The sequence below is a fragment of the Sphingosinicella sp. BN140058 genome (assembly GCF_004135585.1).
Taxonomy (GTDB): Bacteria; Pseudomonadota; Alphaproteobacteria; order Sphingomonadales; family Sphingomonadaceae; genus Allosphingosinicella.
On record NZ_CP035501.1, the window covers coordinates 4,249,125 to 4,268,796 of the forward strand.

The window sequence follows — 19,672 nt, forward strand, 5'->3', positions numbered from 1 at the left end:
CATGCAGGCGCCTCCGCACCCGGCGCAGGGCGCGATGCCGCTCGAGGAGGATCCGCTCAGCGGCTTGTTGCGCGACCTCCGCATCGCCGGCGTCGCTTATGGTTACGGCCGGCTTTCGGCGCCCTGGGGTATCGATTTCCCGCACGATGGCACCGGTCGGCTGCACTTCGTGATCGAGGGCGAGGCGTGGCTGCAGGCAAAGGGGGAGGCAGCGCAGCGGCTGGCGGTCGGCGATGCCGTCTTCCTGCCGCGGGGCGCGCCGCACGCGCTGCGGAGCGCCCCCGAGGGACGGACGACCTGCGTTTCCGAGCTCGATCTCCGCGCCGTCGGCGAACGCGTCTACAGCTTCGATCGCTGCCGGAACGCGGATGCGGTCGTGGCAAGCTGCAGCGTGACCTTCAACGAACCCTGCCTGCATCCTTTGCTCGACATGATGCCGACGATGCTGACGGTGGCAGGCGCGCAGAGCGATGCGACCTTGCACAGCCTGCTGCAGGCGATGGCCGATGAAGTGCTGGCGCCGAAGATCGGCGGTGCCACCGTGTTATCGCGCCTTGCCGACGTGATCATCACCCGGCTGATCCGCGCCTGGGTAGAAAATGGGGACGGAGAGGGGCATGCCTGGCTCGCCGCGCTCCGCGACGCCCGGCTGGGACGCGCGCTGGCGGCGATGCACCGGGATCCGGCCCGGCCATGGACGACCTCGGCGCTGGCGAAGACTGCCGGCCTATCGCGATCGGCCTTCGCCGAAAGCTTCGCCGCCGCGCTGGGCCAGCCCCCGGCGCGCTATCTCGCGCGGCTGCGCATGACTCTGGCGAGTCGGCTTTTGCGCGAGCAGCGGATGAGCATCGGGCGGGTCGCGCAGCGACTGGGTTACGGGTCCACGCCGGCGTTCAGCCGCGCGTTCAAGCGACACGTCGGCCGCGCCCCGGGAGAGATCCGGCGCCGCGCCAAGGTTGAGCGGCAGCCGGCATGATCATGCGCCTGCGCCGAGACTCCGCGCCACGGCTTCCGCGACCTTGATCCCGTCGACCGACGCCGAGAGGATGCCGCCTGCATAGCCGGCGCCCTCGCCGGCCGGAAACAGACCGGCAGTGTTGAGACTTTGGAAGTCCGCGCCGCGGGTGAAGCGGACCGGCGAGGAGGTGCGGGTCTCGACTCCGGTCATGACGACGTCGGGATGGTCGTAACCGGGAATCTGCCGGCCGAAGACCGGCAGCGCCTCGCGCATCGCCTCGACGACGAACTCGGGCAGGCAGCGGGCGAGGTCGGTCGGCTGAACGCCGGGGCGATAGGATGGAACCACCGTTCCCAGGGTCGTCGAGGGCCGGCCGGCGAGGAAATCGCCGAGGCGTTGGGCCGGCGCCTTGTAGTTGGATCCGCCGGCGGCGAAAGCCTGCTCTTCCCAATGGCGCTGCAGCGCGATCCCGGCGAGCGGATCGCCGGGATAGTCGCGCGCCGGATCGATCGCGACCACCAGGCCGGAATTGGCGTTGCGCTCGTTGCGCGAATATTGGCTCATGCCGTTGGTCGCGACCCGGCCTGGCTCCGATGTCGCGGCGACCACGGTGCCGCCCGGACACATGCAGAAGCTGTAGACCGCGCGGCCGTCGCGGCTCTGGTGCGAGATATGATATTCGGCGGCCCCGAGGATCGGATGGCCGGCATTGGCGCCGAACCGCGCGCGGTCGATCCAGGATTGCGGATGCTCGATCCGAACTCCGATCGCGAACGGCTTCGCCTCGACATGGACGCCTGCCGCCTGGAGCATCGCGAAGGTGTCGCGGGCGCTGTGTCCGATCGCGAGCACGACACGGTCCGCTTCGAGGTAGGTGCCGTCGTGAAGATGAAGCCCGCGTAGTTTGCGATGTCCGGACGCGTCGGTGGCGATATCGACGCCGTCGACGCGCGTCGAGAAGCGGTATTCGCCGCCGAGCCCCTCGATCGTCTCGCGCATGCTCTCCACCATCGTCACCAGCCGAAAGGTGCCGATATGGGGGTGCGCCTCGGTCAGGATTTCGGGCGGGGCACCCGCCTTGACGAATTCGGTCAGCACCTTGCGATCGAGATTTCGCGAGTCCTTGATCCGGCTGTAGAGCTTGCCGTCGGAGAAGGTGCCGGCACCGCCCTCGCCGAACTGGACGTTGCTTTCCGGATCGAGAACGCTGCGCCGCCATAGCCCCCACGTGTCCTTGGTCCGCTCGCGCACCACCTTGCCGCGATCCAGGATGATCGGCCGGAAGCCCATCTGGGCGAGGATCAGGGCCGCGAACAGGCCGCACGGGCCGGCGCCGATGACGACTGGCCGCGGCGTCACCCCGCTCTCCGGCGCCTTGGCGACGAGTTGGTAGCGAGTGTCGGGCGTTGGCTGGACGTTGCGGTCCTTGACGAAGCGGGCGAGCACCGCCGCTTCGTTGCGAACGTTGACGTCGACGGCATAGACGAGCTGGATGGCGCTCTTGTCGCGTGCGTCGTTGCCGCGACGCGCGACGACGTAGCGAACCAGGTCGCGCGGCGTGATCCGCAGTCGTCGACAGATGGCGGCGGGCAGCGCCTCCTCCGGATGGTGGAGCGGCAGCCTCAATTCGGTGATGCGCAACATGCGCGCGCCTGTAGCGCCAGGCGGCGGCCGGCGCGACTCCGTCGATCCGGCTTGCTGCGCCCGCGGTGCGCTCATAAGCGGCTATGGCAGGCGAGGGGGGAGCATGTCGCTTTACGACGAGAATGAAGAGGTGCTGAGGCGCATGGCGGCTGCCGGTGACGATCTCGGCAGGCCTCGGCCGATGGACTTCAGCCATCTTTTTCCGACGCGCGAGGGCGCGATCGCCTTCGCCCGCCGGGTCGATGCAGAAGGGTTCACGCCTGTGGTTCGCCCCTACGACAAGCCCGGCCTTCCGTTCGACGTCACCGTCACCACCGCGCCGATGCTCCCGACTTGTGCAAACGTTACCGCGACCGAGCAACGCCTCGCCACTTTGGCCGCCGAGCAGGGCGGCCGCCCGGATGGCTGGGGCTGCTTCGAGGCGTGACGCGAGCGATGGCGAGGAGATGCCCGCATTGGCATCTTCCGCCGTCATCAGCCAAAGCGCGTCACTCGAGCGCCTGGTAGATGAGCGCGCGCAGCTTGCCGTGATCGTCGATGTCACCGGCCGGCAGCAGCTGGACCATGTAGGCGACGGTGAGCCGCTCCTTGGGGTCAACCCAATATTGGCTGTGATAGGCGCCGCCCCAGCCGAACTCGCCTTCGGAGCCGGGCTGACCCGCCTTGCCGAGATCCTCGCGGATGCTGAAGCCCAAGCCGAAGCCCATGCCGGCATTGTACGGGATGTCGCCGAGATGGTTGACGGTCATCAGCTCGACCGATTTGCGTCCGAGGTAGCGCCGGCCGTCGAGTTCGCCGCCGCGCCGAATCATTTCGAGGAAGCGGCTGTAATCGGCCGCGGTCGACAGCAATCCGGCGCCCCCGGAATAGGCGAGCCGCGGCCCGTTCAGATAATCGCCCTGGCCGGAATGACCGTTCGGTCCCCAGGTGCCGGGATCCGGCGCCCGGCGCAGCCCGCCCGCCTCGGCCGCATAGACGGCGGCGAGCCGTCCCGCTTTTTCGCGCGGCAGATAGAAGGAGGTGTCCTTCATGCCGAGCGGACGGATCAGCCGCTCGTCGAGAAAGGCGGCCAGCGTCTTGCCGCTGATCTTCTCGACCACCACGCCCAGGATATCGGTGTTGTAGCCGTAGACGAACTGCTCCCCCGGCTGCGCCGCCATCGGCAGCGAGGCCATTCGGGCGACGACCGCGGCGACCGGCTCGTTGCGGTCGGCGAAATACCAGCCGAAGATGCCGGCGTCGCGCCAGGCCTTCTCGCCGGGGCCGGATCCGTACGAAATGCCGGCGCTGTGGGTCAGCAGGTCGCGAATGGTGATCGGGCGCTTCGCCGGCACGACGTCATAGCCGCCGTCGGAACGAGCTACCGCGACGTTGGTCTTCTGCCACTCCGGCAGATGCTTGCCGACGGGATCGTCGAGCAGCAATTTGCCGTCCTCCATCAGCATCATGATCGCGACGCTGGTCAGCGCCTTGCTCTGCGAGGCGATGCGGAAGATGCTATCTTCGCGCATCGGATCGCGAGCCTCCTTGTCGCGCCAGCCGAACGCTTCCGAATAGACGTCGCGTCCGTCCTGCTGGATCCGGATCACTGCGCCGGCGATCCGGCCCTGATCGACATAGTTCTGCAAAAGAGCGCCGACCCGGCCAATGCGTTGGGCGGAGACGGACGGTGAGGCCGCGGCCCGAAGGCCCTGCGCCGACGCGGCACCGCCGGTCATCACGACACTGCCTGTCAGCGCCGACGCGAGGAGGAGGCCGGCCGCAGCCCGCGCGAAGATCGATCTCATTCGTTTTTCCCCTCAGCCCAGCCCACGCAAGTAAGGGCGCCATCATGCTGGCGCGGCCGCCGCGCGGTCAAGCGCGCCGGAGCGCGCGCGACCGTAAGGCGTTATTCGTCACTGATAGCGTTTGAGATTGTCGAAGCCCTCGTTGGTCTTCGCCATCCTGATCAGCTTACGGATGTAGGTGCGAACGTGGCGATCGAAGCGGGTGTCGTTGTAGACGCCGCTCCAGATGTAATCGTCTTTATCGAGCAGCGCGCGCAGGGCCTCCATGAAGGCGGCCTGGCTGCCGGTGGAGCGCTCGTCCCTGACATGCGTGCAGACCATCTCCTCGGCGGCGGCCTTGTCGCACTCGTCCTGCCGCTCGCGCCCGCCACGCTCCGCCGCAACCTGATCCGCCCGTGCCGAAGCGATCCGGCTCTGCAGCCAGGTGCGGACCGTCTCATCATTCCATTCGCTCGCAGGCTGCTCCGCCACCTTTACATGCTCCCTCTCGCGATCGCCGACGCGCATGCCGCTTCCGGGGGCCACTCTCAACCACGATCTGTCGGCCGCGGGGCGCGCCTAGCTGCCCTCCGGCGGCGCGAAGCTCTCGACGACCCGAACGATCTCGAACTCGTAATGCTGCCACCCGCGCTGGCGTGCCGCGTCCGCCGTTGCCGCCTTCTTGCCGGTCGCCTCCTTCAGCGACTTGCAATGTCCCCAGAAGATCTCGGTTTTGCCATTTTCCAGCTGCCCGATGATCCGCCAATAGTGGGTGAACGGTGCGGTCGTCGGGCCGATCGTCTTGACGGTGCCGTCGGCCATGGTTGCGATGAGATAGCGTTTCTTTCTGGCCATGAGGCGCGGCGTCTCCAAATTGGGTGCGGGCGGCAGGCTGCAAGGTCGCGCTAAGGGAATTCTGCCTGCAATATGTTCGCAGGCTGGTCTTAGGTGAGCAGGGCGGCGCCGAATCATGGCGGCCCCCAACTTCGAGAGGCATCAATGACAGCCGTCAGCAAACCCCGGTCGATAATGTCATTCAACCGGCTCAACCTGGCGGCGACCCTGACCGCAATCGTCAACATCTTCATCCACTATGCGCCGCTGCGCCGACTGGCGATCGCCCATGGCGGCTCGCCCGCTGGGCCGATCGTGGGCATTTTCTTTCTCGGTCTGTCGTACACGATGTTCTGGTTCTTCATCTACCGGAGGGGTAGCCGCGTCGCGAACTGGCTCTTCGTGGCTGTAACCGCTTTTGCCAGTGCGGGGATCCCGTTCAACCTGCCTGGAGTCCTCGCGATGGGACCCGCTCATGTGCTGATCGACGGTGTCTCCTTCCTGCTCCAATGTGCCGCGATGACAATGCTGTTCCGAGGCAGTGCGAAGGCTTGGCTCGGAAGGAAGGAGATGTCCGCCGACGCATGAACTCGGACGGCTGTCGATGTGCGGACCGGAATGAGCTCGGCTGCGGTTCGACTTCGAACAGGTTCGATCCTGCGGTGGATGGCGCGCCCGACAGGATTCGAACCTGTGACCCCAAGCTTAGAAGGCTCGTGCTCTATCCAACTGAGCTACGGGCGCGCGACCGCGCCGCTCTAGCGTCTTTCTTCGGGAGAGGGAACGGCGCGATGTGGCGAAGCCGTTGTCCCTGTGGGGCAGACGATCCGAGTGGGCGAAAACAAAGCATGAACATAGTGGGTGGACCTGCTATGCTGCTTCCGTCACTGGGAGGAGCCAAGCCGATGCTGCGGTCGATTCTTTTCGTAAGTGCGTTGCTGATCTCGGGCGCCGGAACTGCCCACGAGGTACCGTCCCCGCCCGATGCCGATTTCCTCGACTGGCGGCTGATCGATGCGGGACCCGAACTCAGCCTGTTCATCGGCGACATCAAGCGGGTCGGTCAGGCGGCGAGCTTCCTGGCGATGGCGGTTTACCCGAAGCCCGCAACCTCGGGCGGTCAGCGCCATGATGCGGTTACCCAGCCCGGACTGGTGGATTGCGCCAGCAAGCGGTTCGAGGTCGAGCCGGGTCTTCGTGCGTTGAACGGCATGGCGCTGCCGCCGGGCATCGTTCGCGCACCGCCGCCCGGTGCCGACCCGCAAGCGTTCGACGATCGTTCGCCGCCGCCAGCCGATAGCCCCGTCTTCGCATTGCTGCAGACGGCGTGCGGCGAACGTCCGCTTACATCGGAATCGATCGAGGATCCGTATCGCTGGGCCCGGCAGCGATACGGATTGCGCACGCCGCCGCCACGCTGATAGCGGGAGGCGAAGCGCGCTTCGTGCGAGATCGACGCGCTGGGCGCCACCGGTGATGTTGCGCGGCCCTTGTGGCGATGCCGCCGGGCGCGCTAGGTCCGCTCCATGACCGGGGGATCACCGCAGGCCGTCGACGTCACCGCGCTTGAACGAGCACGATTCCGTTATTTCGATTTCGTGATGGCGGCGTTCGTCACCATCCTGCTGCTTTCGAACGTGCTTGGCGCCGGCAAGCGGGCCGAGATCGACCTGCCCGGGATCGGCCTATGGCCGTTCGGCGCCGGCATCCTGTTCTTCCCTCTGTCCTACGTGCTCGGCGACGTGCTGACCGAAGTCTATGGCTATGCCCGCGCCCGGCGCTGCATCTGGGCGGGGTTCGTCGCGACCTTGTTCATGGCGCTGATGAGCTGGGTGGTGGTGGCACTGCCGCCCGCATCGGACTGGCCGGGGCAGGCAGCTTATGAAAGCGTGTTCGGCCAGGTGCCGCGGATCGTCTTCGCTTCCGTGATCGCCTTCTGGCTCGGCGAGTTCGCGAACAGCTACGTGCTCGCCCGCATGAAGGTGCTGACCCGCGGGCGGCATCTCTGGTCCCGCACGATCGGCTCGACAATCGTCGGGCAGGGGATCGACAGCCTCGTTTTCTACCCGCTCGCTTTCTACGGAGCGCCGGGATGGCCGATCGAGGCGATGCTGTGGGTGATGCTCAGCCAGTTCCTGCTCAAGGTGTTGTGGGAGGTGTTGCTGACCCCGGTCACCTATGCCGTGGTCGGCTTCCTCAAGCGCCGCGAAGGCGTCGACGTCTTCGACAGCGGCACCGATTTCACTCCGTTCAGGACCGCGCTCTGAGATGACCAGCTTTCAGCAGACCAAATTGTGGCTGGTGCAGACGACCGGCCTGCCCAAGGACACGCTCCACGTCTATGTCGGCCTCACCCTGTTCCTGGCGGCCGCGATCATTTCGCGGCGCTCGCTCAAGTCGATGCTTCCGATCGGGATCGTCATCGCCGCCGCGCTCGCCGGCGAGATCTGGGACGTGCTCGACACCCATATGGCCGGGCGCCGTGTGCGTTGGGCGCTGAACGCCCACGATCTGTGGAATACATGCTTCTGGCCGGCAATCCTGTTCCTGCTTGCCCGCTTCACCCGCGTGCTCAAGAAATAAAGCCCTTCGTTCCGGACGCAACGTGCCGCTGCAAGAGCGCGCAGCCGCGCATTCCCGATCGATCAAGATCTCCGTACGAACTGCAGTTTCGCGCGCGCGGCGCCGACTTTCCAGCAACTTCTGGACATCTTCGAACGTTCGATGCTAGCCTTCGGGCCTGATCGTGGGAGTCGTTCGATGCGTCCTTACCTTCTCGCTGCAGCCACCCTTCTCGTCTCCCTGTCGGCAGTGCCAGCGGCCGCGAAGGTGGCGTCGGAAACTTGGGATCCGGATCAGGTGGTTTGCGTTCCGTTGCGCGACAAGCAGAACCAGCCGACCAGTGCGCAAGCCTGCAGAACCGCGGCGCAGTGGAAGGGGATCCTCAAGCGTCACGCTGCCAAGCTCCGCACCGCTGCCCTGCCCGTGCAGCCGTTCACGCCGCTTTGGGATTATGGGTTTCGATCGGACGTCCGGCCCGGCTCGCGCCGCTGATCTAGGGGCCGAGCCAGCGTTCCTTTTTTTCGGATCAGCCAACCGTTTCGAGCAGACCCTCGAACAATCGGCGGCCGTCCTGGTTGCCGTGCGCGGCTTCGACCGCCCGCTCCGGATGCGGCATCATACCGAGCACATTGCCCTTGTCGCTGACGATGCCGGCAATGTCGCGGGCCGAGCCGTTGCATTCGCCGGCATAGCGGAAGGCGATGCGGCCTTCGCCCTCGAGACGATCGAGCACGTCGGCGTCGGCCTGGTAATTGCCGTCATGGTGCGCGACCGGAATGACGATCTTCTCGCCCGGCCGGTAGTCCGCGGTGAAGGGCGAGCGCGCTTCGCCGACGGTCAGCGCGACGTCGCGGCAGACGAAGCGGATACCGGCATTGCGCATCAGCGCGCCGGGCAGCAGACCGGCCTCGGTCAGGATCTGGAAGCCGTTGCAGACGCCGAGCACCGGCACGCCGCGCTCGGCCGCCTCGCTGACCGCCCGCATCACCGGCGATCTCGCCGCCATCGCGCCGGAGCGCAGATAGTCGCCGTAGGAGAAGCCGCCCGGGACCGCGATCAGGTCGATGCCGTCGGGCAGCGCCGTCTCGCGATGCCAGACCTTGCTCGGCGCACGCCCGGTCACCGCTTCCAGTGCGGTCAGCATGTCGCGGTCGCAATTGGACCCCGGGAAGATGATGACCGCGCTGTTCATGCCGCGCGATCCGCGCTGTCGTCGATGCCGTCGGCGCGCTCGATGCGGAAATTCTCGATCACCGTGTTGGCGAGCAGCTTGCGGCACATCGACTCGATCTCTTCGTCCGAGACGCTCTCAGCGAGATCGAGCTCGATCAATTTGCCGGCGCGGACGTCGTTGATCCCGGAGAAGCCGAGGCCTTCGAGGGCATGGTGGATGGCCTTGCCCTGCGGATCGAGGACGCCGTTCTTCAGAGTCACGTAGACGCGGGTTTTCATCAGTCTCGCTCGCCGCTGGAGTTTGCGCGTCCTATGGAACCGTGCGCCCGATCGCACAAGCGCGGCGTGCGACGGCTCGCTTGTGGGACGGCCCGGCGCGCCCTATCTTTCCGGCATGACTCAGCTTCCCGAGATCGTCCTCACGCCCTCTGCTGCCGCCCGCGTCGCCGCGATCGCGCGGAAAACCGGCAAGCCCGCGATCCTGCGGCTCGCGGTCGAGGGCGGCGGCTGCGCCGGCTTCTCCTATCGTTTCGGTCTCGCCGACGAAGTGGAAGCGGAGGATCTCGCGACCGAGCGCGACGGAGTCACGCTCGTGGTCGACGAGATGACTCACGATCTCGTCCGCGGCGGCGAGGTCGATTTCGTCGAGAGCCTCGGCGGTGCCGCCTTCCAGGTCCGCAACCCCAATGCCGCGTCCGGCTGCGGCTGCGGCTCCAGCTTCAGCGTCTGAACCGGGCGCCTTGGTTGGTGACGCGGGCGTGATGGCCCGCTAATCCACGGGCGCATGAAGATCGTCAGCTACAATCTGAACGGCATCCGCGCGCGGTTGCCCCGGCTCGTCGAATATCTCGAGGAGCAGAAGCCCGACGCGCTCTGCCTCCAGGAGATCAAATGCGCCGACGACGCTTTCCCGATCGAGGACGTCCGCGCCGCTGGCTATGACGGCCATTGGCACGGCCAGAAAGGCTTCAACGGCGTCGCCATCCTGACTCCGGCGGCAGCACCGGCGCCGGTGCTGCGGCGGGTCGGGCTGCCCGGCGACCCCGACGATACCCACAGCCGCTACATCGAGGCGGAGGTCGGCGGCGTCATCATCGCGTCCATTTATCTGCCCAACGGCAATCCGGTCCCGGGCGAGAAGTTCGACTACAAGCTTGCCTGGATGGACCGGCTGCGCGGCCACGCCCGCGAACTGCTCGCCGAGGAGCGGCCGGTGGTGCTCGCCGGCGACTGGAACGTAATCCCGACCGACGAGGACGTCTTCTCGCCCAAGGCAATGGCGCGTGACGCCCTGATGCAGCCGGAAAGCCGCGCCGCCTTCCGCACCATCCTCAATCAGGGCTGGACCGACGCGATCCGCGCCCGCCATCCGGAAGGGCCGGTCTGGACGTTCTGGGATTATACGGCCGGCGCCTGGCAGCGCGACGCCGGCTTCCGCATCGATCACCTCCTCCTCTCGCCCCAGGCCGCCGACCGCCTGCTCGATGCCGGCGTGGACAAGGATTATCGCGGCCGCGAGAAAGCCAGCGACCACGCGCCGACCTGGGTCGAGATCGAGGATCAGGGAGAAGCGGCCTAACCCAATTTTCCCTCTCCCCTTGCGGGAGAGGGTTAGGGAGAGGGAAGCGATCGACCGAGCTCGACGCCCGGGCGATCGCTCTTTCGAACGCCGTCACCCCGCAACCTCCGTCAGGCAACAAGCTACAAAGCTGCGGTGATTCCTCTTCCGTCAAAAGAGACGGGGACTCGTTGGTAGATGCATCCACAGGAAAGCGCTGAACAGTCACGCTTTTTCCTTGGCGAGGGCTGCGCGGCCTCTTTATGCTGGCACCATGGCGCGTCCCTGTTTCAAGCTCGAGAAGGTCCATCCCGATCCGGTCTGCGGCGTCGACGAGGCCGGCTGTGCACCGCTCGCCGGGCCCGTGGTTGCCGCCGCGGTGGTGCTGGATCGCGAGCGTTTTCCGCGCGGCATCGACGATTCCAAAGCAATCCCCGCCAAGGCGCGGGAGGCGATTTGCGCGAAACTGTACAAGGTCGCGCGTGTCGGCGTCGGGATCGCCACGGTCGAGGAGATCGATCGTCTCAACATCTATTGGGCGCGAATGCTGGCGATGACGCGCGCCGTCGATGCGCTCGGCTTCGACCCGGCGATGGTGCTGGTCGACGGCAACCGCACGCCGAAATGGGAAAGGCCGTCGGTCGCGATCGTCGCCGGCGACGCCAAATGCCGCTCGATCGCCGCCGCCTCGATCGTCGCCAAGGTCACGCGCGACGGCATGATGGCGGACTATGCGCGCGAACATCCGGGCTATGGCTGGGAAACCAATCAGGGCTATCCGACTCCGGAGCATCGCCGTGCGCTGCAGGCGCTCGGGCCGACGCCGCTGCACAGGCGCAGCTTCGCACCGGTCCGCCAATGGAGCACGGCCGCGCAGGTCGAGCAGGTCGCCCTGTTTCCCAAACAGGGCTGAGCCGATTGGCAGGTCGTCGTGCCCCCGGCACGACTGCCGCCTGCCGGGGGCAGGCTGCACCTGCCAATGGCACGGCTCACCGGCTCTTCCGCCTCGATTGGCGTTTACTAGCAGGCTCAGTCTTGGGGAAAGGCCGCGCTCCATATCATGGATCTGTGAGTCTTTCCGGCCACACCACTTCATATTGAGTCTGAAGGGCGGCCGCGGCCCCCATTCCTAGCGCAGGACTCCTTTCGTTCCGTCGATGGTAAACGAAGGATGAGCGACTCGGGCCAAATCGTTGATCTTGACCGCAGACTCCGTCTGACTCACTGTGGCTCGGTGAGTTTCAACGGGGGCGGATTTCAATGACCGTATTGACGCGTGTGGGTTCTGGCGTTCGGCGCGCGAAGAAGGTCGAGCCGGCGCCCGACCTGCCGCTCGGCCAGATCCTCGAAGAAGATTGCATCGCCGCAATGGCGAAGCTGCCGGCCGCGTCGGTCGACATGATCTTCGCCGATCCGCCCTACAATCTCCAGCTCGGCGGCGACCTGTTCCGGCCGGAAGGCGGCCGCGTCGACGCGGTCGACGACGAGTGGGACAAGTTCGAGACCTTCGGCGCCTATGACGCCTTCACCCGCGGCTGGCTCAAGGAAGCCCGCCGCATCCTGAAACCCAACGGCACCTTGTGGGTGATCGGCAGCTATCACAACATTTTCCGGGTCGGCGCGGCGCTGCAGGACGCCGGCTACTGGATTCTGAACGACATCGTCTGGCGCAAGGCCAATCCGATGCCGAACTTCCGCGGCACCCGCTTCACCAACGCGCACGAGACCCTGATCTGGGCCTCGCACAGCGAGGACAGCCGCTACACCTTCAACTACCGCGCGATGAAGGCGCTCAATGACGAGCTGCAGATGCGCTCGGACTGGCTGCTGCCGATCTGTTCGGGCGGCGAGCGGGTGAAAGGGGAGGGCGGTCACAAGGCGCACCCGACTCAGAAGCCGGAAAGCCTGCTCTACCGCGTGCTGCTCGCCTGCACCAACAAGGGCGATGTCGTCCTCGACCCGTTCTTCGGCACCGGCACGACGGGCGCAGTGGCGCGGCGGCTGGGTCGCAACTGGATCGGCATCGAGCGCGAGAAGCGCTACGTGAAGGTCGCCCGCGAGCGGATCGATTCCACTCTCGAGCTCGACGAGAGCGCGATGAAGACGATGGCGTCCAAGCGCGCGCAGCCGAAGGTCCCGTTCGGCGCCATCGTCGAGACCGGGATGCTGAAACCGGGGACCATCCTCACCGACGCCAAGCGGCGCTGGGAAGCGCGCGTCGGTGCCGACGCCTCGATCGAGCATGAAGGCGAGCAGGGATCGATCCACCGCATCGGTGCCGCCGCGCAAGGCGCATCCGCCTGCAATGGATGGACCTTCTGGCATTATGAGGAAGCCGGCGTGCTCACGCCCATCGACGCGCTGCGGCAGCGTTATCTGCTGATGATGGACTGAGCCGCGAGTCGTTTGCGGCGCCCACGGGCTGCGCCAAGCGCTGCACGGCTCGAAGATGGGCGGGTGCGAGGGCGCGAAATCGCGCCATTTCGGAGCGTTTCCAGTCCGCATCGGACGAACGCGGAGGAGAATCGGCCCGTGCGCGTAAGGAAGACGCTCGACACGCCTCCGAAATGGAGTAAAGTTGCGGCGGCGACCGTCCCTTCACGCCTCATCGCTCGCATGCCTTTGACCACGGGAGGTTTGCGGGAGCCCCTTTGGGCGCTGAAGCGGCGCGGATCATAGTCATGCCCACCATGACGATCCGCACCTATGGAGACTCAGTTACCCTGCTGGCCTTCGTTCAAGAGGCGGTCGCCACCTTCAATGCTGTCGACCGGAACGTTGTGCAGCTTCTGGCGCCTAGCCGATCCGGTTGGTTGTCCTGCATAACATGGATCAAGTCGGGCCGATAACCCGCCTTTAGTCGAATGGCACACGCCTGACGTCGCCCATTCGCCTCGCCGGCAGGGTACGGTACGGTCGGGCGACCGCGACGTTGTTCTGGACATCGCGGCGGCGAGGCGAGAGGAACGGCCATGCCCGTTCGTCACTATCTTCGCCCCGTCGCCTTTGTCGACGCGCCCTTTCTTCTCGACGGGGAGGTCGCCCGCCTTGCCGGCGGCATGCTCTTCTTCTCGGCGGTCGAGATCGCCGCGGTCGAGAATGGACGCCGGACGGGGCTGGACCTGGTTCCGGTGGGGCAGATCGAGGCGGTTATCGACCGCCTCGGGCCGACTGCGCGCAAGGCGTGGACCAACATCGTCGCACCGCGCGCGCCGCTTCAGCTTGGCGCCAGGACCATCCGCCTCGATCAGCCGCAGGTGATGGGCATCCTCAACGTGACTCCGGACAGCTTCTCGGATGGCGGCCGCTTCGGCGCGCCCGAAGCCGCCGCCGACGTCGGCTTCGCGATGGCGACGGCAGGCGCGGCGCTGATCGACGTCGGTGGCGAATCGACGCGGCCGGGGGCGAAGCCGGTGTGGGAGCAGGACGAGGCGGCCCGGATCGAGCCGGTCGTCCGCCGTCTCGCCGGATCCGGCACGGCCGTCTCGATCGACACCCGCAAGGCGCTGGTGATGGAGACGGCGCTGGCCGCAGGCGCGGGACTGGTCAACGACGTATCGGCGCTTACCTTCGATCCCGATGCGGCGAAGGTGGTTGCCCGTGCCAGCTGTCCAATCGTGCTGATGCACCATCTGGGCACGCCCGAGACGATGCAGGACTCACCGCACTATGAAAGCCCGGTCCAATATGCCGTCTACGACTGGCTCGAGGCACGGATCGAGGCCGCAATCGCCGCGGGCATCGCCCGGGAGCAGATCCTGGTCGATCCCGGCATCGGTTTCGGCAAGACCGTTCAGCACAATCTCGCGGTGTTGAACCATCTCGCCCTCTATCACGGGCTCGGCTGCCCGATCGTGCTAGGCGCCAGCCGCAAGCGCATGATCGGCGCGCTCTCCGGAGAGGCTCCGGCCGACCAGCGCCTGCCCGGCTCGCTGGCGCTCGCGCTCAAGGCCGCCGACCAGGGCGTGCAGATCGTTCGCGTCCACGACGTACCCGAGACGGTTCAAGCCCTCCGCCTCTGGCGCGGCCTGCGCGACGCGGCGTTGACGCCGGGGTGAGGGATGGGGCTGCAACGGGTTGGCACCTGCTCCGGAGTGTTCGCGGTTCGGGCGCGAAGTTTTTGCTCTGCGCAGAAGAAGGGGAGGGTTCGACAAGCTCAGCCCGAACGGCGGCGGAGAGGAGCGGGCCTGCGGTCCGGGGCGCACTTTCGTCTCCTTCTCCCCGTTCGGGCTGAGCCTGTCGAAGCCCTCTCCTTCTTCCGTCGGAGCAGAGAAAGACGGGACGCAACCTCACCCCAGGCTGACGTCCAGGAACATCATCGCGCCGAGCCCCACCATCAGGCCGACATTGGCCAGCGGCCGAAGCTCGAGGCGGCTGTGGGTCTGCGGGATGATTTCGGAGGCGACGACGTAGATCATCGCGCCGGCGGCGAAGCCCAGACCCCAGGGCAGGAGGGGCGCGGAGAGGAAGACGAGGGTCACCCCAAACAGGCCCGCGACCGGCTCGACCAGGCCCGACGCCAAAGCGGCGAGCACGCCAGTCCGCGCCGAATAGCCGATGGTGGTCAGCGCGGCGGCGACGGCGAGGCCTTCCGGGATGTTCTGCAGCCCGATGCCGAGCGCCGTAGTGGTGCCGGCGCCGAGATCGCCGCCGCCGAAGCTGACCCCGACCGCAAGCCCTTCCGGGAAATTGTGCAGGGTGATGGCGGCGACGAACAGCCACACCCGCCGGAACGTGGCTTCGGCAATGCCGGTGGGACCGAGGCCGATCTCGTCCAGTGGCGGCACGAAGCGGTTGATCTGCGAAATGGTGAGTGCGCCGAGCAACACCGCTGCGACGATGATCGCTGCCGCCTGTGCCTTGCCGGCGCCCTGCAGCTGCGCCTGTTCGATGCCGGGGATGATCAGCGAGAAGAAGGATGCTGCCAGCATCACGCCCGCGGCGAAGCCGAGGAAGACGTTCTGCTGCTTCTCGGTCGGCTTGCCGATGCTCAGGATCGGCAGCGCGCCGAGCACGGTCGCCAATCCCGCGAGCAGGCTGGCGAGGAAACCCGTGAAGATGATGCTCTGAGTCACGCCGTGTCGTTCACTTTCGTGCTTATCCTATAGCGAACGGCACGGCGTTTCCCAGGTTCCCCGAGAGGCCGCGCGTTACGCCTCTTCGGTCACGTCTTTGGTGCGTCCGGCGCCGGGGCCCGCGCCGAGATCGGTGCCGGTGGTCGGGTTGCGGGTCGGATCGGAGATGGTGCGGACCGCAGTCGCCTTCAGATCCTTCTTCTCGCGGCTGCTGAGGCCGTGCACGGAGGCGGTGCCGTCGCCGCCGTCGAGCGGGATCGCGCTGACGATGTCGTCGACGCGCTCCCATTCGGCGCCGCTGTTCCACGGACCTTCGAGATCACCTTCACCTTGGGAGGTGTTGACGTAGAGGCTCGAATAATCCGGATGGCCCGGCAGCTTGCCCGAGGGGAAATTGTTCTCGATCGAATAGAGCGCCTTCTCGAACGATTTCTGGTGGGCGACTTCGCGAGTCATCAGGAAGGTCAGGGCGTCCTTAATGCCGGGGTCGTCGGTGACGTTGATCAGCCGCTCGTAAACGATCTTCGCCCGCGCTTCCGCGGCGATGTTGGAGCGCAGGTCCACCGTCGGTTCGCCGCGGCTGTCGACATAGGCGCCGCTGAACGGCACGCCGGCCGAATTGGTCAGCGACGGGCCGCCGCCATAGACGATCTGCTGGGTCGGCGTGCTCGCCGACTTGGCGATGTCCATGTAGAGCTCCGCCTCGCTCATCGTGCCCTCGGACATCTTGCCCTTGGCGCCCTTGTTGAGCATCGCGACGATCGAGCCGATGATCTCGAGGTGGCTGAGTTCCTCGGTGGCGATGTCGAGCAGCATGTCCTTGCGGCCGGGATCGTCCTCGGCGAGACCTTGCGTGAAATAGCGCATCGCCGCCGCGAGTTCGCCGTCGGGGCCGCCGAATTGTTCGAGCATGAAGGTGCCGAGAACCGGGTTCGGTTCGGACACGCGCACCGTATATTGCAGCTTCTTGTTGTGAATGAACATGGGCAGGGCTCCCTTTACCACGTGGAGACAGGGAAACAGGCGGCCGGCCTCACCCGTTCCGCCTGATCTCAAAAAATGACGCTGGTTCATTCATTTGGGTGGTTAATGCGGAGCACCGAGCGTCCCGCACCACGATCGATTACGGCTCAGGAGAAGCTGTCCTTCACCGCTTCCGCAGCCTTGTGGAGCAGCCCGCCGCCGTCGCCACCTCCGGTCATCTGCTGGACCTGGGCTCCACCACCCGGGCGCGGCGGCGCAAGGTTCGGTTCGCCGCCGAGCGGCTCCATCGGACGAGAGGTGAATTCGCCCTTGCCGTCCGGGCTCGGGCCAGCCGACCAGCGCCCCTGCGGCGGCAGCGAACCGTCGCGCAGGAAGCCGAGCTGCTGGTAGCTGAACTCGTCCAGCTCCGCTTCCGGCGCGACGCTGTTCGGCACCGGCAGATTGGCCTGCAGACCGCCGAGCTCGTCGATCACCGCCATGAACTGGTTCTGGTGAAAGGTATCGCGAGCGATCAGATAGGACAGCATCTCCTTCATGCCGGGGTCGTCGGTCATGTTCCACAGCGAGTAAGCGAGCTTACGGCCGGTGGCCTCAGCGGTGATGTTCGAGAACATGTCGGCAGCCAAGTTGCCGCTCGCATATACGTGGCTGCAGTCGAACGGCACACCATTGGCGTCGGTCGGCAAGGCGGCGAGACTGGTCGACAGCACGTGACGCATGTCCATGCCGTTCAGCACCGATCCGCCAGCAACGTCGGCGGCGACATCTTCCTTAAGACTGAGCGGTGCGTTCTCGAGATTGAGCGCAACCGCCGTCGCCAGCATCTCGATATGGGCGATCTCTTCGGTCGCCGTGTTGAGCAGAAGATCGCGATATTTGGAATCGCCGCGTGCACCCCAGGCCTGGAAGAAATATTGAAGGCAGACCCGGATTTCGCCTTCGACGCCGCCGATCGCCTGCTGCAGAGCCTTGGCAAAGATCGGGCTTGGCTTCTCTACGCGCACGGGAAACTGAAGAAGCTTGTCGGTATAATACATGTTAAGAGCTCCTAGACGGTGTGGCGGCCTGCGGCCAGGATTGTCTTTCCTGCTTGCTCGATCCATCACGCTTGCGGGGATGTTCGCTGCAATAGTTCTTCCTGGACTTGGTTCCTGATTTGCAGGAACGAGCGATCGGGAGAGACGCGGAGCGGATATTGTGTTGGCGAAACCAATTGCTTCGATCACCTTGATCGATCTGGTGACTTGGAAAAGTACGCCCAACCTTGCAGAGCGTTCGCCGAAGGAGATGCGAAATGTCGCACGACGTGGTCCACAACGAAGCAGAAAGCCGTTTCGAACTTGCCGTCGGCGGGGACAAGGCGATCGCCGTCTACCGTCTGGAAGGCGATCGCTACGCCTTCACCCACACCGAGGTGCCGCCCGAACTCGAAGGGCAGGGCATCGCCAGCGCCCTTATCGAAGGCGCGCTTGCTCAGGTGAGGGCACGGGGCATGAAGATCGTGCCGCTCTGCGCCTTCGTCCGCCACTATGTGGAGACGCACGCAGACGTGCAGGACCTCGTCGCCTAATCCTTGCGGCGGCTGACCAGGATGAGCGGGCCGAGCGCCGCATAAGGATCCTTGCGGCCGGCGGCGGGGTCCCACAGGCTGGAGACGCTGCCGTCGAGGAACAGGGCGTTGCGGCAGCCGAGCGCGTCGCGGAACAAGCGGGCGAAGCGGCCGAACGAGACGCCTTCCTCGCTGATCGCGAAATAGCCGCGGCGGTCGCTCGCGACGCCGACGCCGTTTCGGACCAGCCGTGATTCGCCGTCGCTGTCGAAGCCGGGGTGGAGCTTGCCGTCGATCACCAGCATCGGTCCGGACTGGGTCGCCCAGAACGGCTTGGGCACGGCGCGTGCAAAGCGCGAGGAAGGGGTGACGGAGACCCGCCCGGCGGCATCGACCGCGAACACGCCGTTGGGCAGCAGGTGGAAATTGCCGTAGCCGCGACGCAGGTTGAGCGGCTTCACGATCCTGCCGCGATCGACGAACAACCCGATCGGCTCGCCATCCTCGTCATACATGCCGCCGTTGATCGCGAACCGCAAATTGGCGCGCGCATCGGCGCCGAGCGCGTCGCCGAGCGCGGAGAAGCTGCGCAGCGGCTGTCCGTCGGTGCCGTGCACAGCGATTTCGATCCGGTCCTTGCCGGTGTCGAACGGACAGATGGTGAAGTGCGTCCCTTCGAAGCGGCGGCTTTCGCAGGCCGCCGGCGCGATCAGGCTTGCCGGATCGAACGCATTTGCCGCCTCTCCGCCAGCCTCTGGTGGATCTGCGTTGCAGCCCGCGGCAAGCAGCGCGGCGAGGATCGCGCTACAGCGAATAGCCGCCATCGCTGACCAGGCAGGAACCGGTGACGAACGCTGCCTTGTCCGAGAGCAGGAAGGCGATCTGCTCGGCAATCTCCTCGGCGCGGGCGAAGCGGCCCATCGGCGTCGCCGCATTGCCCATCGCCTGGAACGCGGCCTCTTCGGATCCGGTCTTCTCGACCAGCGTCTGGAAGAAGGGCACTCCGGACCAGATCGCCGTCTCGACCCCGCCTGGCGCGATCGCATTGACCCGGATCCTGGCCGGCGCGCCTTCCTTGGCGGCGACCTTCGCGAGCTGGATCACCGCCGCCTTGGACGCGGCATAAGCGGCAATTCCGGGCTCGGCCTTGAGGCCGGCGACGGAGGCGGTCAGCACGATCGCGCCGCCATTGCCCTTCATCGCGCGCATTGCCGCCTGCAGGGTCAGGAAGGCACCGTCGAGATTGACGGAGAGCACCCGCCGCCATTCCTCGAAGCGCAGCGTGTCGATCGGTTCGCCGGCCCCGATCCCGGCATTGACCAGCGCGTGGGTGACGCCGGTCAAATCGGCATTGGCCCACATCGCCTCGTCGGTGACGTCGCCGACGATCACCTGGCGTTCGCACGGCAGGGTGAAGGCGAAGTCGCGGAGCCGATCCTCCTGCTGGTCGACGAGGATCAGCTTGCGGGCGCCGCGGGCGGCGAGGACCGTTGCCGTCGCCGCGCCGATGCCGGAGGCGGCGCCGGTAATCAGCGCCACCGCATTTTCGAAATCGTTCATTGCGCCGGT

24 protein-coding genes and 1 tRNA gene are annotated in these 19,672 nt (G+C 66.2%); 13 read left to right on the forward strand and 12 right to left on the reverse strand.

The features are described from left to right. Nucleotide 1: 1 nt before the first annotated feature. A complete protein-coding gene (locus tag ETR14_RS19065) occupies nucleotides 2-976 on the forward strand; it encodes an AraC family transcriptional regulator (RefSeq protein WP_129387574.1) in 975 nt (324 codons plus the stop codon). Here the strand turns inward: ETR14_RS19065 and ETR14_RS19070 are convergent, their stop codons facing one another. Beyond that, nucleotides 977-2,602, reverse strand: a complete 1,626-nt coding sequence (locus ETR14_RS19070; protein ID WP_129387577.1) for an NAD(P)/FAD-dependent oxidoreductase — start codon at nucleotides 2,600-2,602, stop codon at nucleotides 977-979. It abuts the gene before it with no gap. 103 nt (nucleotides 2,603-2,705) lie between these two features. Between ETR14_RS19070 and ETR14_RS19075 the strand changes: the two genes are divergently transcribed. After that, nucleotides 2,706-3,029 carry a ribonuclease E inhibitor RraB gene (locus ETR14_RS19075; protein WP_129387580.1) on the forward strand — a complete coding sequence of 108 codons (324 nt, stop codon included), beginning with the start codon at nucleotides 2,706-2,708 and terminating at the stop codon, nucleotides 3,027-3,029. Nucleotides 3,030-3,090: 61 nt separating this feature from the next. Here ETR14_RS19075 and ETR14_RS19080 read toward each other — a convergent pair whose 3' ends face one another. From ETR14_RS19080 to ETR14_RS19090, 3 genes are all read right to left on the reverse strand, one after another. Further along, nucleotides 3,091-4,389 (reverse strand): serine hydrolase, encoded by a 1,299-nt coding sequence (locus ETR14_RS19080; protein WP_206185871.1) that lies wholly within the window; start codon nucleotides 4,387-4,389, stop codon nucleotides 3,091-3,093. Between the two features lie 108 nt (nucleotides 4,390-4,497). Beyond that, complete coding sequence (locus tag ETR14_RS19085) at nucleotides 4,498-4,860, reverse strand: hypothetical protein (RefSeq protein WP_129387583.1); 363 nt, start codon at nucleotides 4,858-4,860, stop codon at nucleotides 4,498-4,500. 87 nt (nucleotides 4,861-4,947) lie between these two features. Then, nucleotides 4,948-5,223 carry a hypothetical protein gene (locus ETR14_RS19090; RefSeq protein ID WP_129387586.1) on the reverse strand — a complete coding sequence of 92 codons (276 nt, stop codon included), beginning with the start codon at nucleotides 5,221-5,223 and terminating at the stop codon, nucleotides 4,948-4,950. Nucleotides 5,224-5,367: 144 nt separating this feature from the next. On the opposite strand from ETR14_RS19090, the gene ETR14_RS19095 reads away from it, so the two are divergent. Continuing rightward, nucleotides 5,368-5,790 carry a hypothetical protein gene (locus ETR14_RS19095; RefSeq protein WP_129387589.1) on the forward strand — a complete coding sequence of 141 codons (423 nt, stop codon included), beginning with the start codon at nucleotides 5,368-5,370 and terminating at the stop codon, nucleotides 5,788-5,790. 79 nt (nucleotides 5,791-5,869) lie between these two features. Here the strand turns inward: ETR14_RS19095 and ETR14_RS19100 are convergent. Continuing rightward, nucleotides 5,870-5,946 (reverse strand) — tRNA-Arg (locus tag ETR14_RS19100). A gap of 161 nt (nucleotides 5,947-6,107) precedes the next feature. Here ETR14_RS19100 and ETR14_RS19105 point away from each other — a divergent pair. The 4 genes from ETR14_RS19105 (at nucleotide 6,108) to ETR14_RS19120 (ending at nucleotide 8,256) form a co-directional block, all read left to right on the forward strand. Beyond that, complete coding sequence (locus ETR14_RS19105; protein ID WP_129387592.1) at nucleotides 6,108-6,623, forward strand: hypothetical protein; 516 nt, start codon at nucleotides 6,108-6,110, stop codon at nucleotides 6,621-6,623. 105 nt (nucleotides 6,624-6,728) lie between these two features. Beyond that, complete coding sequence (locus ETR14_RS19110) at nucleotides 6,729-7,469, forward strand: queuosine precursor transporter (RefSeq protein ID WP_129387595.1); 741 nt, start codon at nucleotides 6,729-6,731, stop codon at nucleotides 7,467-7,469. A 1-nt stretch (nucleotide 7,470) separates the two neighbouring features. Then, nucleotides 7,471-7,785: a hypothetical protein gene (locus ETR14_RS19115; RefSeq protein ID WP_129387598.1), complete on the forward strand. Its 315-nt coding sequence runs from the start codon at nucleotides 7,471-7,473 to the stop codon at nucleotides 7,783-7,785. A 177-nt stretch (nucleotides 7,786-7,962) separates the two neighbouring features. Continuing rightward, nucleotides 7,963-8,256, forward strand: a complete 294-nt coding sequence (locus ETR14_RS19120; RefSeq protein WP_129387600.1) for a hypothetical protein — start codon at nucleotides 7,963-7,965, stop codon at nucleotides 8,254-8,256. A gap of 34 nt (nucleotides 8,257-8,290) precedes the next feature. On the opposite strand, the gene purQ is transcribed toward ETR14_RS19120, so the two are convergent. Both purQ and purS read right to left on the reverse strand, forming a co-directional pair. Then, on the reverse strand, nucleotides 8,291-8,956 hold the full coding sequence (gene purQ, locus ETR14_RS19125; protein ID WP_129387602.1) for a phosphoribosylformylglycinamidine synthase subunit PurQ: 666 nt from the start codon (nucleotides 8,954-8,956) through the stop codon (nucleotides 8,291-8,293). Beyond that, entirely contained in the window at nucleotides 8,953-9,216 is a 264-nt protein-coding gene (gene purS / locus ETR14_RS19130; RefSeq protein ID WP_129387605.1) for a phosphoribosylformylglycinamidine synthase subunit PurS, read from the reverse strand. The genes purQ and purS overlap by 4 nt, the downstream gene beginning before the upstream one ends. 115 nt (nucleotides 9,217-9,331) lie before the next feature. Here purS and ETR14_RS19135 point away from each other — a divergent pair, with 115 nt between their 5' ends. The 5 genes from ETR14_RS19135 (at nucleotide 9,332) to folP (ending at nucleotide 14,553) form a co-directional block, all read left to right on the forward strand. Then, nucleotides 9,332-9,667: an iron-sulfur cluster assembly accessory protein gene (locus ETR14_RS19135; protein ID WP_129387608.1), complete on the forward strand. Its 336-nt coding sequence runs from the start codon at nucleotides 9,332-9,334 to the stop codon at nucleotides 9,665-9,667. Between the two features lie 54 nt (nucleotides 9,668-9,721). Next, complete coding sequence (xth, locus tag ETR14_RS19140) at nucleotides 9,722-10,516, forward strand: exodeoxyribonuclease III (protein WP_129387611.1); 795 nt, start codon at nucleotides 9,722-9,724, stop codon at nucleotides 10,514-10,516. 253 nt (nucleotides 10,517-10,769) lie between these two features. Beyond that, nucleotides 10,770-11,408 carry a ribonuclease HII gene (locus tag ETR14_RS19145; RefSeq protein WP_129387614.1) on the forward strand — a complete coding sequence of 213 codons (639 nt, stop codon included), beginning with the start codon at nucleotides 10,770-10,772 and terminating at the stop codon, nucleotides 11,406-11,408. Between the two features lie 347 nt (nucleotides 11,409-11,755). Beyond that, the gene (locus ETR14_RS19150) at nucleotides 11,756-12,889 is read left to right on the forward strand and encodes a site-specific DNA-methyltransferase (protein ID WP_129387617.1); all 1,134 of its coding nucleotides are present in this window, start codon (nucleotides 11,756-11,758) and stop codon (nucleotides 12,887-12,889) included. A 578-nt stretch (nucleotides 12,890-13,467) separates the two neighbouring features. Further along, complete coding sequence (folP, locus tag ETR14_RS19155; RefSeq protein ID WP_129387620.1) at nucleotides 13,468-14,553, forward strand: dihydropteroate synthase; 1,086 nt, start codon at nucleotides 13,468-13,470, stop codon at nucleotides 14,551-14,553. Between the two features lie 231 nt (nucleotides 14,554-14,784). On the opposite strand, the gene ETR14_RS19160 is transcribed toward folP, so the two are convergent. The 3 genes from ETR14_RS19160 to ETR14_RS19170 all read right to left on the reverse strand — a co-directional run bounded on the left by ETR14_RS19160 (nucleotide 14,785) and on the right by ETR14_RS19170 (nucleotide 17,591). After that, nucleotides 14,785-15,570 (reverse strand): ZIP family metal transporter, encoded by a 786-nt coding sequence (locus tag ETR14_RS19160; protein WP_129387623.1) that lies wholly within the window; start codon nucleotides 15,568-15,570, stop codon nucleotides 14,785-14,787. A gap of 75 nt (nucleotides 15,571-15,645) precedes the next feature. After that, complete coding sequence (locus tag ETR14_RS19165; RefSeq protein ID WP_129387626.1) at nucleotides 15,646-16,554, reverse strand: manganese catalase family protein; 909 nt, start codon at nucleotides 16,552-16,554, stop codon at nucleotides 15,646-15,648. Nucleotides 16,555-16,700: 146 nt separating this feature from the next. Then, nucleotides 16,701-17,591, reverse strand: a complete 891-nt coding sequence (locus ETR14_RS19170) for a manganese catalase family protein (RefSeq protein ID WP_129387629.1) — start codon at nucleotides 17,589-17,591, stop codon at nucleotides 16,701-16,703. 257 nt (nucleotides 17,592-17,848) lie between these two features. Between ETR14_RS19170 and ETR14_RS19175 the strand changes: the two genes are divergently transcribed. Beyond that, nucleotides 17,849-18,124: a GNAT family N-acetyltransferase gene (locus tag ETR14_RS19175; RefSeq protein ID WP_129387632.1), complete on the forward strand. Its 276-nt coding sequence runs from the start codon at nucleotides 17,849-17,851 to the stop codon at nucleotides 18,122-18,124. Here ETR14_RS19175 and ETR14_RS19180 read toward each other — a convergent pair. Beyond that, entirely contained in the window at nucleotides 18,121-18,927 is an 807-nt protein-coding gene (locus ETR14_RS19180) for a phosphodiester glycosidase family protein (RefSeq protein WP_129387635.1), read from the reverse strand. The two genes, ETR14_RS19175 and ETR14_RS19180, sit on opposite strands and share 4 nt — an antisense overlap. Then, the gene (locus ETR14_RS19185; RefSeq protein WP_129387638.1) at nucleotides 18,908-19,663 is read right to left on the reverse strand and encodes an SDR family NAD(P)-dependent oxidoreductase; all 756 of its coding nucleotides are present in this window, start codon (nucleotides 19,661-19,663) and stop codon (nucleotides 18,908-18,910) included. The genes ETR14_RS19180 and ETR14_RS19185 overlap by 20 nt, the downstream gene beginning before the upstream one ends. Nucleotides 19,664-19,672: the final 9 nt, after the last annotated feature.

Coding starts and splice junctions, on each gene's coding strand:
- ETR14_RS19065 (WP_129387574.1), top strand. CDS start 2: ATGCAGGCGCCTCCGCACCCGGCGCAGGGCGCGATGCCGCTCGAGGAG.
- ETR14_RS19070 (WP_129387577.1), bottom strand. CDS start 2,602: ATGTTGCGCATCACCGAATTGAGGCTGCCGCTCCACCATCCGGAGGAG.
- ETR14_RS19075 (WP_129387580.1), top strand. CDS start 2,706: ATGTCGCTTTACGACGAGAATGAAGAGGTGCTGAGGCGCATGGCGGCT.
- ETR14_RS19080 (WP_206185871.1), bottom strand. CDS start 4,389: ATGAGATCGATCTTCGCGCGGGCTGCGGCCGGCCTCCTCCTCGCGTCG.
- ETR14_RS19090 (WP_129387586.1), bottom strand. CDS start 5,223: ATGGCCAGAAAGAAACGCTATCTCATCGCAACCATGGCCGACGGCACC.
- ETR14_RS19095 (WP_129387589.1), top strand. CDS start 5,368: ATGACAGCCGTCAGCAAACCCCGGTCGATAATGTCATTCAACCGGCTC.
- ETR14_RS19105 (WP_129387592.1), top strand. CDS start 6,108: ATGCTGCGGTCGATTCTTTTCGTAAGTGCGTTGCTGATCTCGGGCGCC.
- ETR14_RS19110 (WP_129387595.1), top strand. CDS start 6,729: ATGACCGGGGGATCACCGCAGGCCGTCGACGTCACCGCGCTTGAACGA.
- ETR14_RS19115 (WP_129387598.1), top strand. CDS start 7,471: ATGACCAGCTTTCAGCAGACCAAATTGTGGCTGGTGCAGACGACCGGC.
- ETR14_RS19120 (WP_129387600.1), top strand. CDS start 7,963: ATGCGTCCTTACCTTCTCGCTGCAGCCACCCTTCTCGTCTCCCTGTCG.
- purQ (WP_129387602.1), bottom strand. CDS start 8,956: ATGAACAGCGCGGTCATCATCTTCCCGGGGTCCAATTGCGACCGCGAC.
- purS (WP_129387605.1), bottom strand. CDS start 9,216: ATGAAAACCCGCGTCTACGTGACTCTGAAGAACGGCGTCCTCGATCCG.
- ETR14_RS19135 (WP_129387608.1), top strand. CDS start 9,332: ATGACTCAGCTTCCCGAGATCGTCCTCACGCCCTCTGCTGCCGCCCGC.
- xth (WP_129387611.1), top strand. CDS start 9,722: ATGAAGATCGTCAGCTACAATCTGAACGGCATCCGCGCGCGGTTGCCC.
- ETR14_RS19145 (WP_129387614.1), top strand. CDS start 10,770: ATGGCGCGTCCCTGTTTCAAGCTCGAGAAGGTCCATCCCGATCCGGTC.
- ETR14_RS19150 (WP_129387617.1), top strand. CDS start 11,756: ATGACCGTATTGACGCGTGTGGGTTCTGGCGTTCGGCGCGCGAAGAAG.
- folP (WP_129387620.1), top strand. CDS start 13,468: ATGCCCGTTCGTCACTATCTTCGCCCCGTCGCCTTTGTCGACGCGCCC.
- ETR14_RS19165 (WP_129387626.1), bottom strand. CDS start 16,554: ATGTTCATTCACAACAAGAAGCTGCAATATACGGTGCGCGTGTCCGAA.
- ETR14_RS19170 (WP_129387629.1), bottom strand. CDS start 17,591: ATGTATTATACCGACAAGCTTCTTCAGTTTCCCGTGCGCGTAGAGAAG.
- ETR14_RS19175 (WP_129387632.1), top strand. CDS start 17,849: ATGTCGCACGACGTGGTCCACAACGAAGCAGAAAGCCGTTTCGAACTT.
- ETR14_RS19180 (WP_129387635.1), bottom strand. CDS start 18,927: ATGGCGGCTATTCGCTGTAGCGCGATCCTCGCCGCGCTGCTTGCCGCG.
- ETR14_RS19185 (WP_129387638.1), bottom strand. CDS start 19,663: ATGAACGATTTCGAAAATGCGGTGGCGCTGATTACCGGCGCCGCCTCC.